At 71.0% G+C, this 17,443-nt stretch carries 19 protein-coding genes and 1 pseudogene; 8 read left to right on the top strand and 12 right to left on the bottom strand.

Annotated features, from left to right (window positions below; genetic code table 11):
* Positions 1 to 36: 36 nt before the first annotated feature.
* Both OP79_RS14500 and OP79_RS14495 read right to left on the bottom strand, forming a co-directional pair.
* Positions 37 to 726 carry a response regulator gene (locus tag OP79_RS14500; protein ID WP_033320550.1) on the bottom strand — a complete coding sequence of 230 codons (690 nt, stop codon included), beginning with the start codon at positions 724 to 726 and terminating at the stop codon, positions 37 to 39.
* Complete coding sequence (locus OP79_RS14495; protein ID WP_033320549.1) at positions 723 to 1,940, bottom strand: sensor histidine kinase; 1,218 nt, start codon at positions 1,938 to 1,940, stop codon at positions 723 to 725. The genes OP79_RS14500 and OP79_RS14495 overlap by 4 nt, the downstream gene beginning before the upstream one ends.
* A gap of 246 nt (positions 1,941 to 2,186) precedes the next feature.
* On the opposite strand from OP79_RS14495, the gene OP79_RS14490 reads away from it, so the two are divergent.
* From OP79_RS14490 to OP79_RS14465, 6 genes are all read left to right on the top strand, one after another.
* Positions 2,187 to 2,759, top strand: a complete 573-nt coding sequence (locus tag OP79_RS14490) for a SigE family RNA polymerase sigma factor (protein WP_245685326.1) — start codon at positions 2,187 to 2,189, stop codon at positions 2,757 to 2,759.
* Positions 2,760 to 2,761: 2 nt separating this feature from the next.
* Positions 2,762 to 3,604 carry a hypothetical protein gene (locus OP79_RS50405; protein WP_051744648.1) on the top strand — a complete coding sequence of 281 codons (843 nt, stop codon included), beginning with the start codon at positions 2,762 to 2,764 and terminating at the stop codon, positions 3,602 to 3,604.
* Between the two features lie 136 nt (positions 3,605 to 3,740).
* Positions 3,741 to 4,709, top strand: coding sequence for a hypothetical protein (locus tag OP79_RS14480; RefSeq protein ID WP_157857313.1), 969 nt, complete (start codon positions 3,741 to 3,743; stop codon positions 4,707 to 4,709).
* Positions 4,706 to 6,316: a peptidoglycan-binding protein gene (locus OP79_RS14475; RefSeq protein WP_245685325.1), complete on the top strand. Its 1,611-nt coding sequence runs from the start codon at positions 4,706 to 4,708 to the stop codon at positions 6,314 to 6,316. Before OP79_RS14480 ends, OP79_RS14475 begins: the two co-directional genes overlap by 4 nt.
* Positions 6,313 to 6,999, top strand: a complete 687-nt coding sequence (locus tag OP79_RS14470; protein ID WP_033320547.1) for an ABC transporter ATP-binding protein — start codon at positions 6,313 to 6,315, stop codon at positions 6,997 to 6,999. The genes OP79_RS14475 and OP79_RS14470 overlap by 4 nt, the downstream gene beginning before the upstream one ends.
* Complete coding sequence (locus tag OP79_RS14465) at positions 6,996 to 8,357, top strand: ABC transporter permease (RefSeq protein WP_245685324.1); 1,362 nt, start codon at positions 6,996 to 6,998, stop codon at positions 8,355 to 8,357. The genes OP79_RS14470 and OP79_RS14465 overlap by 4 nt, the downstream gene beginning before the upstream one ends.
* A gap of 115 nt (positions 8,358 to 8,472) precedes the next feature.
* Here the strand turns inward: OP79_RS14465 and OP79_RS14460 are convergent, their stop codons facing one another.
* The 7 genes from OP79_RS14460 to OP79_RS14430 form a co-directional block, all read right to left on the bottom strand.
* Positions 8,473 to 9,048, bottom strand: a complete 576-nt coding sequence (locus OP79_RS14460; RefSeq protein WP_033320546.1) for a hypothetical protein — start codon at positions 9,046 to 9,048, stop codon at positions 8,473 to 8,475.
* Positions 9,045 to 10,418, bottom strand: a complete 1,374-nt coding sequence (locus OP79_RS14455) for a hypothetical protein (protein WP_033320545.1) — start codon at positions 10,416 to 10,418, stop codon at positions 9,045 to 9,047. Before OP79_RS14455 ends, OP79_RS14460 begins: the two co-directional genes overlap by 4 nt.
* A complete protein-coding gene (locus OP79_RS14450) occupies positions 10,415 to 11,221 on the bottom strand; it encodes an ABC transporter ATP-binding protein (RefSeq protein ID WP_033320544.1) in 807 nt (268 codons plus the stop codon). Before OP79_RS14450 ends, OP79_RS14455 begins: the two co-directional genes overlap by 4 nt.
* A gap of 80 nt (positions 11,222 to 11,301) precedes the next feature.
* Positions 11,302 to 12,123 (bottom strand): membrane protein, encoded by an 822-nt coding sequence (locus tag OP79_RS14445; protein ID WP_033320543.1) that lies wholly within the window; start codon positions 12,121 to 12,123, stop codon positions 11,302 to 11,304.
* Entirely contained in the window at positions 12,120 to 12,689 is a 570-nt protein-coding gene (locus tag OP79_RS14440; protein WP_425428570.1) for an RNA polymerase sigma factor, read from the bottom strand. Before OP79_RS14440 ends, OP79_RS14445 begins: the two co-directional genes overlap by 4 nt.
* Before the next feature lie 141 nt (positions 12,690 to 12,830).
* Positions 12,831 to 13,508, bottom strand: coding sequence for a response regulator (locus OP79_RS14435; protein ID WP_033320541.1), 678 nt, complete (start codon positions 13,506 to 13,508; stop codon positions 12,831 to 12,833).
* Positions 13,505 to 14,755 carry a sensor histidine kinase gene (locus OP79_RS14430; RefSeq protein ID WP_245685323.1) on the bottom strand — a complete coding sequence of 417 codons (1,251 nt, stop codon included), beginning with the start codon at positions 14,753 to 14,755 and terminating at the stop codon, positions 13,505 to 13,507. Before OP79_RS14430 ends, OP79_RS14435 begins: the two co-directional genes overlap by 4 nt.
* A 119-nt stretch (positions 14,756 to 14,874) precedes the next feature.
* Here OP79_RS14430 and OP79_RS14425 point away from each other — a divergent pair, with 119 nt between their 5' ends.
* The gene (locus tag OP79_RS14425; protein WP_033320540.1) at positions 14,875 to 15,093 is read left to right on the top strand and encodes a hypothetical protein; all 219 of its coding nucleotides are present in this window, start codon (positions 14,875 to 14,877) and stop codon (positions 15,091 to 15,093) included.
* A 748-nt stretch (positions 15,094 to 15,841) separates the two neighbouring features.
* On the opposite strand, the pseudogene OP79_RS56965 reads toward OP79_RS14425, so the two are convergent.
* Positions 15,842 to 15,994, bottom strand: a pseudogene (locus tag OP79_RS56965) (VOC family protein); the annotation flags it as partial.
* A gap of 65 nt (positions 15,995 to 16,059) precedes the next feature.
* Positions 16,060 to 16,242, bottom strand: coding sequence for a hypothetical protein (locus OP79_RS14420; RefSeq protein WP_033320539.1), 183 nt, complete (start codon positions 16,240 to 16,242; stop codon positions 16,060 to 16,062).
* A gap of 115 nt (positions 16,243 to 16,357) precedes the next feature.
* Here OP79_RS14420 and OP79_RS14415 point away from each other — a divergent pair, with 115 nt between their 5' ends.
* Positions 16,358 to 16,726 carry a winged helix-turn-helix transcriptional regulator gene (locus OP79_RS14415; RefSeq protein ID WP_033320538.1) on the top strand — a complete coding sequence of 123 codons (369 nt, stop codon included), beginning with the start codon at positions 16,358 to 16,360 and terminating at the stop codon, positions 16,724 to 16,726.
* A 165-nt stretch (positions 16,727 to 16,891) separates the two neighbouring features.
* On the opposite strand, the gene OP79_RS14410 is transcribed toward OP79_RS14415, so the two are convergent.
* Positions 16,892 to 17,287: a nuclear transport factor 2 family protein gene (locus OP79_RS14410; protein ID WP_033320537.1), complete on the bottom strand. Its 396-nt coding sequence runs from the start codon at positions 17,285 to 17,287 to the stop codon at positions 16,892 to 16,894.
* Between the last annotated feature and the right edge of the window lie 156 nt (positions 17,288 to 17,443).

Genomic DNA, 17,443 nt, shown 5'->3' with positions numbered 1-17,443 from the left:
TCCCCTGCGGCGGGTGGAAGGGGCCGGGCGGAAGGATCAGCCGGTCGGCCGGACCAGCCCGGTCTGGTACGCCAGCACCACGGCCTGCACCCGGTCGCGCAGCTCCAGCTTGGTGAGGATCCGCCCGAGGTGCGTCTTCACGGTTGTCTCCGCGACGTACAGGCGAGCGGCGATCTCGGAGTTGGACAGCCCGCGGCCGACCAGTTCCAGCACGTCCCGCTCCCGCTCGGTCAGGACGGCGAGCCGGTCGTCGTCCTGCGGCTCCGGGGCGGGAACCAGTTGTCCGGCGAACCGTTCGAGCAGCCGGCGGGTCAGCCGGGGGGCCACGACGGAGTCGCCCGCCGCCACCACGCGGATCGCGGCGAGGAAATCCTCGGGCGGCACGTCCTTGAGCAGGTAGCCGCTCGCGCCGGCCTGGAGCGCGGCGAACGCGTCGTTGTCGGTGTCGAACGTGGTGAGGACAAGGATCTTGGGCGGGTTCGGGCGCTCACCGATCCGCTCGGTGGCCTCCACCCCGTCCATGACGGGCATGCGGATGTCCATGACGACGACATCGGCCGTGGTCCTGTCCAGCAGCGCCAGCGCCTCCGCCCCGTCCCCCGCCTCTCCGACGACCTCGATGTCGGGCTGTGCGTCCAGCACCATGGCGAACCCGGCGCGCACCAGGGGCTGGTCGTCCACGACCACCACCCGGATCGGCCTCGCCGCAGTATCCGAACCGTTCATGCCGCCGCCTTCGCCGGAAGTTCGACCTTGATCTGCCACCCCGGGCCGAGCCGGGGGCCGGCGGTGAACCGGCCGCCGTGCACATCGACCCGCTCCCGCATGCCCACCAGCCCGTTGCCGCCCGATCCGGGCAGCACGGGAGCGGAGCCCGCCAGCTTCCCGGCCCCGTCGTCGAGGACCTCCAGTACGGCGGTGCCGTCGCGGAACTCCAGCGTGACGGTGACGTGTGCCTCGGGTCCGGCGTGCCGCAGCGCGTTGGTCATGCTTTCCTGGGCGATACGGAAGAGAGTCAGCTCTTCGGCGGTCGAGAGCCCCTGCGGCTCACCCTCCACGCGCAGGTCCACTTGGAGTCCGGCGGCGCGGGCCCGCTCCACCAGCGGTTCGAGATGGGCCAGCCCGACCCGGCGGCGGTCGTCGGCACCCTCACCGTCGCCGTCGCCATCGGTGCCGGACCTCTTCGTACCGCGCAGCACCTCCACGATGCCGCGCATGTCCTCGAGCGCGTCCCTGCCGGTGCCCGCGACCGCCCGCATCGCCTTGCTGGCCTTGTCCTGATCCGCGGCGATCGCGTATCTGGCCCCGTCCGCCTGGATGATCATCACGGCCAGGCTGTGCGCCACCACGTCATGCAGCTCACGGGCGATCGCCGCGCGCTCTTCGACGGCGGCCAGCCGGACGAGGTGGGCACGCTCCCGCTCGGCACCGGCGGCACGCTCCTCCAAGGCCGCCACCAACAGCCGACGGGTCCGCAGTACGTACGCGGTCAGCCACACCGCCGCGCAGATGCCGGTGAAGGTCAGGTTCTCGTTGAACTCGTCCCAGTCGGCCGCCGAGTTGAGCGAGGAGATCCCACCGAAGGCCAGCACGGTGCCGACGACAACGATGGCACCGGCGGTATATGCCTTCCACGTCTCCTCGGCATGGATCACCACCGTCACCATCGCGATGAGGAGGGCGATGTCGTATCCGGTGAGTTCCCCCGCCAGCGGCTCGGCCAAAGCAGCCAGCAGATACTGCGTCAGGGCGAGGGCGGCGACGACCGCCATCACGGTCAGAGGAGCACGACGGCGAAACACCACGGCCAACGCCATGGAGAGCCCGATGAGTTGGTCGTAGCCCGTGTCGTAGAACAACGTCGTGTAGGCAACCAGCACCGCGAGTGCCAGGTCGTAGGCCCTGTGCATCCACGGTTGCGGCAGTAACGGGCGCACCATGGCCGTCAGCGTACACGGCTGATCAAACCGTTCCCGAGCACGCAGGCAGTGGGTATGCAGGCAGGCGCACTGCCGGGCGGCGGTTCGAAAAATTCTTCGGACCTCTGACAACCTGACGGTCGGCCCGCTCCGTCCTGTGTGCATGACGTACTTCTCACCGCTCGGCTCCGGGCCCGTCGTGGTCGGATTCCCCGCAACTCCGGGAATGCCGCCGCGCCATGTTCCCGCGCCAGGTGAAGGTGGCCTGTGACCCGGCTTGTGACCCGTTCCGCGATCCACGCGCCGGACGAGCAGGACATCACGTTCGACGAGTTCGCGCGCAGCCGCCAGACACACCTGCGCAGAGCGGCCTACCTGCTGTGCGGCGACTGGCACCTGGCCGAGGACCTGACGCAGACCTCGCTGGCGAAGCTGTACGCCGTGTGGCGCCGGGTGCAACGGACGGATTCCCCGGACGCGTACGCCCGCAAGGTGCTGTACCGGACCTTCGTGGACGAGACCCGACGACGCCGCTGGTGGGAGCGGCCCGGGTCGCACGAGTACGACGCGGTCGCCCCGGCGCAGGACCCGGAGTTGCGGTTGACGCTGCTGGATGCCCTGCGGCAGGTGCCCGCGCGCAGCAGGGCGGTCCTGGTCCTGCGGTTCTGGGAGGACCAGAGCGTGGAGGAGACCGCGGCGGCGCTGGGATGCAGCACCGGCACGGTGAAGTCCCAGACCTCTCGGGGTCTCGCGGCGCTGCGCCGCATCCTGGGCGACACGCCGTTGGGGTCGGCGTCGTCGCACCGTACTGGCACGGGCTATCTGACGGTGGAGTGGTGAGCATGACGGGCGAGAGCGGCTCGGGCAAAGGCCCCGGCGGGGTGGGCGGAGGCATCGGTGACGAGGCCGGATTCGCCGAGGCACTGGGCGGTCTGAGTGTCGGGGCGGAGCCGCCGATGCCGGATCTGGTGCCGGGCGCGGTCAAGCAGGGCGTCCGGATCCGCCGCCGAAGGATCGGCGTGGCGTTGGGCACCGCCCTGATGGTGGTGGCGCTGGCCGGCGGAGGAGCCGCGCTGACCCGGGGACTGCTGGGCGGCGACGACCGCGCGGCGCCGGCGCCACCGGCCGCGCCGGACCGGTCGGTCCGGTATCCGTCCCTGGAGCTGCTGCGTTCGGTCGTCCCCGCGTCGGCGGGCACGGTCCGGTCCTCGGACCCGGCCGATCCGCCGGTGCCGGGCCGCTACTTCCGGCTGACCACCGACAGGGGCACGGTCGACCTGTACGTGGCCATCAGCCGGACGACAGTGACGCGGGCGTCCGCCGGCTCGCCCACCGCGGCCGGGGATACCTGCGCGGACAGCGCCGGACGCCTGGTCACCTCACCCTGGGACTCCTTCACGCGCTCCTGCGAGACGACGCGAACGGGTTCGGGGGGACTGCTCCTGTCGTACGTGGTGTCGAACGCTTCACCGGCGCCGACGTCGGCGAACGACGCACCCTTCCCCGCCGAGGCGGCCGGCGTCTCCTATCTGACGCCGGACGGCTGGACGGTCCAGGTGATCACGGGCGACCTCGGCACGGGAGCCCCTGCCTCGGGGAGTGACGCGCAGCTGTCGAGAGCCGAGTTGTCGGCGCTGGCCACCGATCCACGGCTCTTCGGCGCGACCACGGCAGCCGGCCCGTAGGGGGCGGGGCCAACCGGTCCCCGCCCCCCGGCACCGCTGACTCTTCCTCACCCCTCTACCGGCACATCACCCCCTACCGGCACCTTCCACAGTCCTGCCGGCTCAGCAACCCTGAAAGCAAGGAGATGGCATGCGCATGTCCAAAATTAAGGTCCGGCGTTCTCTGGCAGTCACCATGGCAGCAGGCCTGCTGCCACTGTTCGCCGCCTGCGGCGGCACGGATGACGGAAACGGCGCCGTATCCGGCACCGGCTCCGGCTCCGGCTCCGGCTCCGCGACCAAGGACGCTACGGCGCCCGGCGGACAGGCGGCGAGCCAGTCGTCCGGCGACCTCGCCGTCCCGGCGGACGCGGACCCAGAGACCAAGAAGCAGTACCTCGTCGAGAACGCCATCGCGGCGTGCATGAAGAAAAAGGGCTTCGACTACACGCCGCAGGTCGACGCCGCGACGGACGCGTCCAACGGAGCATTCAGCGGAGCCGACTACGCGCTCGCCAAGCAGTACCGGCAGAAATACGGCTTCGGTCTGTACGCGGCCGCCGTCTACCCCGACGACCCGAAGGCGCCGAACAGCAAGGCAAGCGAAGAAACCCCCAACTCACGCTACTTCGCCCAGCTCACCCCTGCTCAGCAGACCGCCTACACAAAAGCGATGGGGCAGTTCGTGATCGACGGCCCGAACTCCGGGCCGACCGACGGCTGCGTGAAGGATGCCCAGGACAAGGTGTACGGCCCCGGCAAGAGCGCCGCCGAGCAGGAGAAGGAGGACGCGGCCGAGGCGGAGAGGAACCGGCAGTCCGGACAGGCGCTCAACGGTGACGCGGAGCTGGTGCGGCTCGCCCAGGCGTACGCCTCCTGCCTCAAGAAGGAGGGCATCACGGTGAGCACGACGCAGCCCACCGGCATCGCGGACGCGGTCCTGTTCAGCCTGAGCAGCCAGATGCCCGCCGACGGCACAGCCGACATGGACAAGAACACCGCCATGCCGCTGCTCACCAAGGAGATCAGCGCCGCGATGAAGGACCTGGAGTGCGGCAAGGAATTCCGGGCCGCGTACTTCCCCAAGCTCAAGGCGCACCCCTACACAGGCGGGGGCAAGGGGTGAGGATCCGGCGCGACAGGCACGCGGAGCCCGTCGGGAAGGCCGTCCGCCGGCCCCGTGAGCCCGGCGGCGGCAGCAACCGCAGACGGCTGGGAGCGCTGGTCTGCGCGGTCGCCGTGGTCGGAGCGGGCGGCTGGTTCGCCGGCAGCCAGGTGCGGTCTCCCGCCGACGTCGCCGCCTCGCACCGGGCTCCGAAGGCGGGGCCGGTGACCGTGGCCGTCGAACGGCGCCCCCTCACCGCGACCGTGGTGGCAGCGGGTTCCGTGGAGTTCGCCTCGCCCCAGGCACTCTCCCTGGCGGGCTCGGTCGGCTCCGGGACGGCGGGAGGCACGAGCGGCGCGGACGGGCAGACGGCTGAGCAACGGGTCACCAAGGCACCGGCCGCCGGGACGAAGCTGAAGGAGGGAGACGTACTGATGGCAGTAAGCGGCCGTCCGGTGCTGGTGCTGCGCGGATCGGTACCGATGTACCGGACCATCGGGCCGGGCACCTCCGGGGACGACGTGACCCAGCTTCAGAAGGCCCTGCGGCGGCTCGGCTTCGACCCCGGCTCGATCAGCGGAACCTTCCGCCAGGGGACCGCGTCGGCGGTCACGCGCTGGTACAAGAGCAAGGGTTACGAGGCACAGCAGCCGAGCGCCGCGGACCAGCAGCGGCTGGGGGAGTTGCAGCAGGCGGTGTTCAGCGCGCAGGAAGCACTCCTCACCGCGAAGGGCGCGAGCGGTGGCACCGACGTCACGTCATCGTCGGAGACCGATACCGGGACGCCGGGGACGCAGGGGACCCAGACCCAGGGGACGCAGGAGACCCAGGGGACGCAGGACACCGAACTCCAGAAGCTGCGGCTCAAGTCCGCCCAGAAGGCGCTGGACACGGCGAACGCCGCCCTCAGCGCGTTCCAGGCCGCCTATGGGACGAGGGTTCCGGTCGGTGAGGTCCTCTTCCTGCCCGAGCTGCCGGTACGGCTGGACAAGGTGGCCGTGCGGGCGGGGGACGCCCCGACCGGCCGGATCGGCACCGTGACCAGTTCCGATCTCGTGGTCCAGGCGGTCGTCCCGGGTGCGGACGCCACGCTGCTGCGGCGGGGCATGGCGGTGGAGGTGCGGACACCGGACGGCAAGAAGGCGGAAGGCACAGTGACCGCGCTGGGCGACGACGCGACGGTGGCGTCGCAGGACGGCGGGGAAGGCGCGACCACCGGCGCCGACGACTCCTCGTCCGGCACCGCCGACGACACGTCCTCCCAAAGCTCCGCCGACGACGCGTCCTCCGAAACCGCGGCCGACTCGGAGAGCTCCGGGGCGGCCGATCCATCAGCCCCGGTGCAGTTGCGCGTCGCGGTGCCCGAGCCGGGCCCGCTGGCCGGGCAGGCCGGTGCCTCAGTCACGGTGACCATCGAGGTCGGCGCCTCGGAAGGCCCCGTACTGGCCGTGCCGGTCGCCGCGATCCGCACGTCGGCGGACGGCAAAGCCCGGGTGCAGGTCGAGCGCGGCGGCGGCGTGACGGACGTGCCCGTCACGGTGGGGCTCTCGGCGGCCGGCCTTGTCGAGGTCAAGCCGACCGGCGGCGGCAAGCTGGACAAGGGCGACCGGGTGGTGGTGGGCGAGTGACCGTCATCGAACTGACCGGGGTGCGGCGCACCTTCGACTCCGACCCACCGGTGCACGCCCTGCGCGGAGTGGACCTGACGGTGCGTCGGGGCGAACACCTGTCGATCGTCGGACCGTCCGGCTCCGGGAAGTCGACCCTGCTCAACACGCTGGGCCTGCTGGACCGGCCCAGCTCCGGGTCGTACCGACTCGACGGAGTGGAGACCACCGGCCTCGGCGATCTCGAACGCACCTCACTGCGCGGCAGCCGCATCGGGTTCGTCTTCCAGTCCTTCCACCTCCTCCCGTACCGGACGGTGGACGAGAACGTGATGCTGGCCGAGGCGTACCGCAGGCCACGCCCCGGGCGCGGACGCGGCAGCCGCCTCACCCGTGCCCGGGAGGCGCTGGACCGCGTCGGACTCGCGCATCGCTCCGGCTTCCGGCCCGACCGGCTCTCCGGCGGCGAGCGTCAGCGGGTGGCCATCGCCCGCGCGCTGATCGGCGATCCGGCGCTGCTGCTCTGCGACGAGCCCACCGGCAACCTGGACAGCGAGAACACTCTCTCCGTGCTGGAACTCTTCGACGAGCTGTGCGCGCAGGGCATGACCCTGGTGCTGATCACCCATGACGAGACGGTCAGCCGCAGGGCGAATCTGCGGGTACGGATCACCGACGGCCTGCTCACCCAGGAGACCGGATGAGCACGGACGCGGACATGGGCACGGAAGCGGACATGGGCACGGATCCCCGCACGGCCACGACCGTGCGCACGCGCCCCCGGTTCCGAGGTCCCCGGTTCGGAGGCCCCCGGTTCGGACGCCGCGCGACGGAACGCCTCAGGATCGAACGCCCCTGGATGGACCCCCGGGACCTGTGGACGGAGGCGCTTGCCGGTGTACTGGCCCGCCCGGTCCGCTCGGCCCTGACCACCCTCGGCACGGTGCTCGGCATCACCACACTCGTCATCACCATCGGCGTCGCGTCCACCGCCGGCAACCAGATCGTCGGCCGGTTCGACGCCCTCACCGCCACCTCGGTCAGCGTGGTGGTACCGGAGGCGCCGCCCGGGACGGACACCGGCCCGCTGGTGGACTGGGCCGGGGCCGACGCGGTCGGGCGGTTGGCCGGGGTGACCTCGGTGGCCGCCATCGCCGACTCGGAGGCGACCGCCAACGTACGGGTACGGGCGAACGACGTGGTGTCCCCGGGCGACACCTCCGGCCAGAGCCTCGCCGTGGTCGCCGCGTCCCCGGGCCTGCCGGCCGCCGTACGGGGGACGATGGCCACCGGCCGGTTCTACGACACCGGCAACATCGCCCGCCACGACCGGGTGGCGGTGCTCGGCGACCAGGCGGCCCAGCTCCTCGGCATCCGCCGGGTGGAGGACTCCCCCGCCGTCTTCCTCGCCGGACAGTCCTACACCGTGATCGGGATCCTCGGTGGCATCCAGCGCGAGCAGCGCCTCTCCACCGCCGTGATCCTGCCGCCCACCGTGGCGTCGGACCGGCTGAACCTGAGCCGGGTGACCCGAGTCCTGGTGAACACCTCCCTCGGCGCGGCCACGCAGGTGGCCGGGCAGGCCCCGACCGCCCTGGCCCCCGGCCACCCGGACAGCCTCACCGTGCTGGCCCCACCTGACCTCTCCAAGGCCCGCCGCGGCGTGCAGAACGACGTCAACGGGCTCTTCCTCGTCCTCGGACTCGTGTCGCTGGTGGTGGGCGCGATCGGCATCGCCAACGTGACCCTGGTGACGGTGATGGAACGCGTCGGCGAGATCGGCCTGCGCCGAGCGCTGGGCGCCTCGCGCCGCCAGGTGGCCGGACAGTTCCTGCTGGAGTCCACGACCATCGGTCTGCTCGGCGGCGTCGTGGGCGCCGCCCTGGGAATCACCGTCGTGGTCTGCGTGGCGGTCGCCAAACAGTGGACCCCGGTCCTGGACCTGAACCTGGCCCTGGGCGCTCCGGTCGCCGGAGCCGTCGTAGGCCTCCTGGCAGGCCTCTACCCGTCGCTGCGCGCCGCCCGCCTGGAACCGGTGGACGCCCTGCGCGCACCGTCCTGACAAGGGTGGACCGTGCCCGGCGACAGGACGGGCACGAGGCCTCGTGCCCACGAGGCTGCGAACCGCCCGCCATGCCGGGCGATGCGGCCCGCATCGCCCGGGTACAGGTGCCAGGTCAGCGCCGGGGGCCGGCCAGCGCGTAGGCCAACGTGCCGACGGCCGCGAGGACCAGTGAGGTCCAGGTGGCGGCGGCGGTGTCCGGGGGCTGCAGCATCCAGGTGGCCACCTGGACCGGTCCCCCGGCCGAGGGCGGGACGAAGAGCGCGGCCGAGAGCCAGCCGAACGGCAGTGTCCAGCCGAACTGGCCGCCGAACGCCGCGGCCCCGATCGCGACCAGCCCCGTCAGCCCGGCGGCGTCCCGGACGATGAACCCCGTCGGTGCCAGGTCGTCGCCCATGAACGCCAGTGCCGGCAGCACCGCCCCGGTGACCGCGCCGATGAGCAGTACATGCGCCGCACGCCGGGGCACCCAGCCGAACGCGGCCGTCCGGTCCAGCGCGTGGTCCTGCCCGCTCAGTCCTGCCGCGGCCACCGCGACCGCCGCGGTCAGAAACAGTGCGGCCGTCCTCGGATCACCCGGCCCCTCGCCCGTGCCCTGCGTGAGCGCCCACACCGTCCCGGCGCCCATCAGGACCAGGGCCAGCGAGGCGGGTACCTGCCGGGAGCGCGCGTACAGCGTCACCCATCTCACCGGGCCCCCTTGCCCGCCAGTACGTCCAGCAGGTCGCCGTCGCAGGACAGCGCGGCCGCCCGCAGTGCCGTGATCCGGGCACGCTGCTCGTCCGCCGGCAGCGCGCGCAGCGCGTTCCACGCGGGCCGGGCCAGCGCGTCGATCTCGTCGCGCAGATAGGCGGAGTGGTGGGGGCGCAGCTCACCGAGGAACCAGGCCGCCGCGACGTTCCGCGCGGCCCGTTCGCGGACGTACCGGGGACCGTATTCACCCTCTTCGTCGACGCACGGTGGCGTTCCGGCGCCGGTGAGCAGGCTGCGGGTGAGTTCCTCGCCGGCCACATCTCCGCGGAATCCCGGGGCATCGAAGTCGACGGGCACGATATCGGCGGTCCGTGACTGCCGCGTGCGGGGCGGCCACGCGCCGGTTGCCTCCCGGACCGAGCCGGGTGCACCCGGCAGCTTCGCCAGGAGCCGCAACGCGTCCTCGCCAGGGCCGGCGAGCGTGGCGAGCCTGGCCCTGCTCACTTCGGTGACGCAGACCCGGCCGCTGCACACCGGTGCCGTCGCACCCGCGTCGACGACGAAGGCTCGTGCCGGATCCGACGGCAGGATCGGCAGGGCAACCGCCGCGCCCAGCGCGAGCGGCAGCAGCGCGAGCAGCCGCGCACGCCGCTGAGCGGCCGCCAGCAGCAGGAATCCGGTGGCGGCCACGCCGAGCAGCCAGAGAGCCTGCCCCAGACTGACGCGGCCCGCGACGGTGACGAACACATCGTTCACCTCCGGCAGCGCCGGGGAGAGCAGCGCGACCCGGTTCGGCACCGCGCCCTCGGCCCCCGCGTCCATCACCACCACCAGGAACAGCATGGCCACGAGGGACGCCACGGCCAGCACCGGTGGAGTGAGCGCGGAAGGAACGGCGCGGCCGATGCCCATGCCCAGCCAGGCTCCGGCCACGAGTCCCAGTACCCCGACCGCCAGGATCGGCAGCCAGGCCAGATGGAAGTATCCGTCGCCCGCGATCACCTGCACCGCTCCGACGAGGAACACCAGCAGGTAGGCGACGGTCAGTGTGAGCGCCGACGCGCCCGCGGTCCTCGCCGCCCGCTGCCAGCCGGGGCGCGGCGCGGTCGCGAGCAGCTCCCGCATCCCCGATCGGTGGTCGCGCAGACCCTGCACAGCTCCGGCTCCTGTCGCCAGGGGCCACAGGAACGCCAGCAGGTAGCGCTCCCACCGCGCGGTGGACGTCCACTGCGCGGTCCACAACTCGGCGCCTTTCCACCACGGTCCGCTGAGCAGGTGGAGGAACGCCAGCGCGACCAGCAGGACGAGCAGGCCCGTCCAGGGCGCGGTCGACCGCCGCAGTTCGATCCGCAGAATCCGCCCGTTCACCAGGCACCCCGCTCCTGGTCGGGACGTGCCAGCAGCGCCGAATAGCCGCGCTCGATCGGGCTGTCGCCCACGTCCTTCGGGCCGCCCGCGGCGGCCAACTCGTTCGGCGTGCCCTCGAACACCAGCTTGCCCTCGGCGAGGAGCACGACCTCCGTGCAGGCCGCCGCGACGTCCTCCACCAGATGCGTCGACACCACGACACAGGTGTCGATGCCGAGTTCGTGAAGCAGCTCGCGAAAGCGCAGCCGCTGCGCCGGGTCGAGCCCGACCGTCGGCTCGTCGAGCAGCAGAATCCGCGGATCGTTGACGATCGCCTGAGCGATGCCCGCACGTCGCACCATGCCGCCTGACAAGGTCCGCATCCGGTCGTCGGCCCGGTCCGCCAGGCCCACCCGCTCGACGGCGCGCTGAACGGCCGCCGGGATGTCCCTGCGGGGCACCTCCTTCAGCCACGCCATGTACTCGACGAACTCACGGACCGTGAAGCGCTTGTAGTACCCGAAGTCCTGTGGCAGATAACCGATCAGGCGGCGCAGCTCCCGCAGATCCGTAGCGCCCCCGAGGGACGTGCCGAGCAGTTCCAGGGTTCCGCCGGCCGGCCGGAGCACCGTGGCCAGAGAACGGATGAGGGTGGTCTTGCCGGCGCCGTTGGGCCCGAGCAGCCCGTGCACTCCGGTGCCGAGCGACAGGTCGAGCCCGTCGACGGCCATCCTGCGAAGACCGGCCCGCACCTTCAGCCCCTCGGCCCGGATCTCCCAGGCGTAGGACGTCGGTGCGACTTCGGCCGCGCTCACCGCGCGCATATGTTGTCGCCTTTCCGATTGCACATGATTGTCAGAGATGTGAGCAGCTCAGTTGTGAGCAAGTCAGATGTGAGCAGGTGTCAGTGGTGGGCGCCCAGGCGGGCGTAGGCGTCCCTGCGGACGGCCACCACCACCGCCCCGAGGAGGAAGCCCGCGGCCCAACCGGGCAGGACGCCGGGCTGCAGGGCGAAGGACGTACGGCTCAGTGCCAGGGCCGGTGCCACGATCACGGCCGCCCACACCACCACCAGCGCGACCGCCGCCCGGGTCACCCCCACCAGCCCGCCGAGCGCGAGGGTTCCGGTGGTGAAGGCCAGGCAGGGCAGCAGCCACTGCGCGGCCGTGGCGCCCGTCGACCACCCGGCCACCAGCAGCGCGGGGATCACCACGGCGAGCACCGACGCCGTCCGCCGGAGCACCAGGTGAAGTCCGGCCCTGGGTGCGGCGGCGGTCAGTTCGTACGCGGGGTCGAGCCCGCGGGCCCAGGAGGCGGCGACACCGAGCACGGGCAGTACCGGCGCCAACAGCTGCACCACCGAGACACCGTCGTCGGGGCGCCCGGTCAACCGATCGCACACCACGGCGAGAAGCGTGACGACCACGGTCATGACCAGCCAGGGCACCATCACCGGCGACGCCCACGTCGACAGCCACCCGAGCCGCTTCCGGGGCCGCGGCACCGGGGCGTGCGCCCCCAGCAGCGGTTCCAGCTCCGACCAGACGCCCTCGACCAGCGAACCCACCGCCGCGTCCTGCTCCCGGACGACCGCCGAGAGCCGGCCGCGGCACACCGCGCAGGCATCCAGATGGACTTCGAGCGCCCACACCTCGTCGCCGGGGATTCCCGCCTCGCCGCCCGCGTACCGGCCGATCAGCCGCTCCGACGCATGTTCCCCGCTCATGACAGCGCCTTCCGCATCGCGATTCTCGCCCGCCGGGCACGGGTCTTGACGGTGCCCTCGGGCACCCCGAGCAGGACCGCGGTCTCGCGGACGGACAGCCCGTCGAGCACCATGGCCTGCAGTACGGCCTGCAACTCCGGTGCGAGCCGCCGCAGTGCGTCCCCGACGTCGCCGCCGACCGTGGCCGCCAGCACCTCGTCCTCAGCGGCCGGTACGACAGCCTCGGCACTCGCCGCCGCGGGCGGCTGGGCGTGGCGCGCGCGCCGGCGGAAGGCGTCGACGAGGCGGCGCGACGCGATCGTCCACAGCCAGCCGACCGCCGAGCCGCCGACCGCCGAACCGGCGAACGCGTCGGCCGCCCGCCACACCGCCAGATACGACTCCTGCATGACCTCGGCGACGATCTGCTCGTCCGAGCAGCGGCGTCGCAGCCGGACCGCCATCCACGGCGACGTCCGCCGGTACAACTCCTCGAACGCGGCGCGGTCGCCCTTGGCGACAAGGCGGACGAGCCGTTCCTCGTCCGCCTCCGCCAACGTTCCCTGTCGTGATCTCACGCCTGACAGACGCCCCGGCCGGCTCGACGGTTTTCCTTCTGAGGTGTTGTACGTCACAGCGATGGGCGTCGACGCGACCTCAGGGGGCTCCCTCATGGGGATTCCTCATGGACGTCCCTCATGAGGGAGGGGAAAAGAACCGACCAGGCGTCAGCGGGGTGGTCGGACCGCGCCGTTCTCCCAGGCCCAGGCGGCGATCTCGACGCGGTTGCGCACACCCAGTTTGGTCTGGATGTTCGTGAGATGCGTCTTCACCGTGGACAGGGACAGGACCAGCTCCGCGCGGATCTCCTGGTTGGTCCGGCCGACTGCCACGAGTCGCGCGACATCCAGCTCACGGTCGGTCAGCGGGTGGGCCCCCGCGCCACCGCCGTGCGCCGAGGGCGGCTGCCGGTCCTGCAGTTGCTCCAGCAGGCGCAGGGTCACGGCGGGCGAGACCAGTGCGTCGCCTCGTGCCGCGGCCCGTACGGCTTCGATGAGCAGCGCGGAACCGGCGTCCTTGAGCAGGAAGCCGCAGGCGCCGTTGCTCAGTGCGGTGTGGACGTAGTCGTCCTGGTCGAACGTGGTCACCACCACGACCCGGAGCGGGTCCAGCACCCCGGGTCCGGCCAGCGCCCGGGTGACGTCCAGGCCGTCCAGCTTGGGCATCCGGATGTCGACCAGGCAGACGTCGGGGCGCAGCCGGCGGGCCATTTCCACGCACTCGGCGCCGTCCTGCGCCTCGCCGACGACCTCGATGCCGGGCTGGGTGTTCAGGATGAGGCGGAATCCGGTGCGCACCATCTCCTGGTCGTCGGCTATCAGGACCCTGGTCGCGGAGGTGCTCACGCCGGTGATCCTTCCACAGCTGTGGACAGTACGGGGAAGACGGCGGTGACGCGCCAGCCGCCGTCCGCCGTGCTCCCCGTCTCCAGCGTGCCCTCGACCGCTTCGACGCGTTCACGCAGGCCCACGATGCCGAACCCGCCTCGTCCCCCGGCGGGGACGGCGGACCGTTCGCGGGGAGCGGAGTTGCGCACCTCCACCCGCAGCCGGTCGTCCTCGGCGTCGACCCGGACCGCGACCGTGGCACCGGGCGCGTGCCGGCGCACGTTGGTCAGGGCCTCCTGCACGACGCGCTGCACGGAGGTCTCCACCTCGGGCGCGAGTTTCGTCGCACGGGCCGCCGTCCCCAGGTGCAGGCTCGCGTCCTGCTCGCCGCCCGAGGAGAAGTCGGACACCATCTTGGCGAGTTGGGGAACGAGTTCGCCGGGCCGCAGGGTGCGGTTCTCCTCCTCGCGCAGCACGCGTACCAGGCGGCGCATCGAGTCCAGCGTCTCCATTCCGGCCTTGCGGATGTTCTCGAGGATCGGGTCGATCTGGTCGGGGGCGATCGGCAGTACGGCGCGGGCGGCGTCCGCCTGGACGACGATCCCGGTGACGTGGTGGGCGATGAAGTCGTGCAGATCGCGGGCCAGTTCCATCCGCTCGCCCTCGCGCACGGCGACGACCGCACGGGCCCGTCGGGCGTCCAGCGACCGCAGATAGCAGCCCAGCGCGACCGCCCCGGCGGCGGCCAACGTCAAGAACATGGCGAAGTTGCCCGGCCAGAGCGGGTCGCCCCACCACCGGTAGGGAAGGACGATCACCGCGGCGCCGAGCGTCACGACCAGCGCCACCACGACGGCGGGTGGCGTCGTCGTACGGCAGACGCGCACCAGCAGGATCAGCATGCAGGCGAGCTCGAGGAAGCTCCACTCCTCCGGCAGCAGGTGGGTCGTGACAGCGAAGACGGTCAGGGCCAGTGAGAGGAGGGCGGTGAGCCAGGCCCGGACCTCCAGACGTATCCAGCGGGCGGGCAGGAGCAGGATCAGGGCCGCCACGAGCCCGCTGCACAGGGGCACGAGACCGAGCCGGTCCAACTCGGAGTCCGTGCCCGCGGCCGCGGCCGGGGCGTGCCATGCCGACCAGTTCCACAGGTCGAGCAGCCACAGCAGGGCGAGGCCGACGTAGGTCGCCAACGAGACGACCGGCAGGTTCAGTTGGAGACGCCGGGCCCGAGCACGCCCTTCGGGGAGCGGTGTTTTGGTGTTCACGGTCGAAGGCTAGGGAAGAACGGCCGGTCTGCGGGTCGGCCAAATGGCCGAGGTGCGGTGCGCCGAATCGGCTGTGCGGCCGAGGGAAGGACATGCCGACCGGGCGGGATCGTCAAGGCATGCTGATCCTCGACGCGTTCCAGATCGTCCTCGCCGCCTTCGCCGGACTGACCTTCCTCGTCACCGGAGTCTTCTCCGTCCTGAGCACCCTCAGCTGCGGGTTCGGAGGAACTCGTCGCGAGACGCAGGGCAAGGGCACCGGACCCGTCCCCCGCGAGCGCTGCTTCGACCATCACGCTCACGCAGGATCCCGCCGATCCACGGCGTCGTGCCCATAGCGTGCCCGTAAGAGCGGACAACCACGGTCAACAACGGTGCGATCCGACCCGCGCGACCACCCAGAGGGAAGACCTCTGTGCAGGTCAGAGCCACAGCGGCTACCCAAGCGCCGTAGCTTCCCGAGCTGAGAGCGCGAGTTCGATTCTCGTCACCCGCTCCACAACTAAGGCCCAGGTCAGCGACCTGGGCCTCTTTGTCGTCTCCGCCGATCACACTCTGCGAGCGATCCCGGCACCTCAAGCGCACCATGGAGTCTCCAGTAGCGGCCAAATACAGCACTGGGCATGGGAGCTGAGGGGACTGCCGCACAGCAGGTCAGAGGCGCTTTGTGTTACGAGCGAGGCCAGATCGTGGCGGCGGTGCGGTGTCGGCACTCCCGCTCCCGTGGACGGTGCTCCGTGGCTGAGGCGGTCGGCTCCACGGCTTTGCGCAGCCACTTTGGCGCGAGCCTCGAAGATCATGGCCCCAACGTCGTGCTTTACCGGGCAGGTCCGCAGACTGCCCGACGCGCCGCAAGCTTACGGGGCCATGGTCACTCGCCCCACGGCAGCTCCCGCCCAAAGCCGCGATCACAGCTGAGGGTCGTAGGCGATCTTGGGCCGACACTCTCGCGATCAATACGCACAAATATGGCCAGAATTGCGAAGTTACCGCCACGCTAATAAACGACTTCAGAAGTGGCGAGCCACCTCTCTCCGAGGTCCCTCTCATGGCTTCCGTTCGGCTGCATGGTTCGGTTCCTCCTTCTCAGCGCAGCTGCTCGGCCAGTTCGCCGATGATGCCCTCGGGGCCACGGAGGTAGCAGAGCAGATAGCTGTCCTCGAACCGGGCGATCTCGCCGACGAGTTCGGCGCCGTGGGTGCGCAGGCGGGCAACGGTGTCCTCGATGCCGTCGACGGCGTGCCCACCGCCGCCAGCCCGGTCGACAAAGCGGACGCCTGCAGGAAAGTACGACGTTCCATGGATTACCTCCCAGTGAGAACTCTCTGCTGACTGGTCGGCTCGGCCCCATCGGTAGTTCCCGGCGCTGTTGTGGAAGGTTTACCGGCGATGTCGTCGGCGAACATGCCGTCGACCGCGGCGAAGTCCTTGGCGGACACCGCGTCGACGTAGCGGTTGGTGACGGCGAGCATGGTGGTGGGCTCCATAGTCGATTCTCCTCAGCCGAGTTCGGCCGAGCTCAGTCGAGTACTGCCTGCTGGGGCCCTACACTCACCATCGGTAACCAGTCGCCTCCACGTAACCGACGAGGGGATGTCACGCATGCCACAACTGCCGGCCTTCGACGTCATGACGGCGACCTGCCCGTCCCGTACCTCACTCGCTCGCGTCGCCAACAAGTGGACGGCCATGGTGGTCATCGCCCTCAGTGCCGACCGCATGCGCTTCCGCGACCTGCGCGCCACCGTCGACGGCATCAGCGCCAAGGTCCTCACCGAGACCCTCCGGGACCTGGAACGGGACGGAATCGTCAACCGGCACGTGTACGCCGAGGTGCCACCCAGGGTCGAATACGAGCTGACCGCACTGGGTCGCACCCTGCACGCCCCGATTCACGCATTGGGCAGTTGGGCCGAGGACCACATCACCGAAGTACTCGCGGCACGGGAGAGCTACGACGCCCGCCAGTGACTGTGACTGGTCACCAGAGGTGGGCGGGCGGCGTCCTGAACTCGCGCCCGGAGCCGCCCGGAGTCGAGGGATCCTGCCGCCGGTCGCCTGGTGACCCACGCAACAAGCCGTCCGGCACGGTAGCGCAGTGCCGGACGGCTTCTGTCTGGGAAGGATGCGGGCGGCCTACTGTCCCCAGAAGGCGTCCTCGGCGACCTGGTCGCCGGAGAACAGCCACATCTCGACGATCTTGCCGTCCTTGAGGCGCAGGACATCCACGCCGTCCATGCTCATGGAGGCGTCCTCGCGCCGGCCGGCGAAGTGGATGGAGGCGGCCACCATGTCGCCGTTGCCCATCAGGGTGTGGACCGTGTCGATGGTGAAGGAGCCCTGGCTGGCCTCCATCATCCCGCCGAGCATCGCGAAGACGGCGTCGCGCCCCTTGTGCTCACCGGAGAACCGGTTGGCGCCCGGCTGGTGCCAGACGATCTCCTCGGCCAGGAGCTCGCCCACCTTGGCCAGGTCACCCTTCTGCACGGCCTGGAAGTACTCGCTTGCGATGTCGACGTTCTTGCCGGTCATGACAACACTCCTTAGGCCTCTGGCATTGAGGCGGTACGACTTACTGTTATGGGTTCGCCCTGCTGCACCTCCATACTCACCATCAGTAACCAGTCACCTCAACGTAACCAATGGAATGACGTGACACACGTCACACGCCGTTTCGGCGCGCGCTAT

Origin of the sequence: Streptomyces yerevanensis, from assembly GCF_000716805.1 — a bacterium.
In the GTDB taxonomy this organism is placed as follows: domain Bacteria; phylum Actinomycetota; class Actinomycetes; order Streptomycetales; family Streptomycetaceae; genus Streptomyces; species Streptomyces flaveus.
This window is presented reverse-complemented; position numbering and strand designations above follow the sequence as displayed.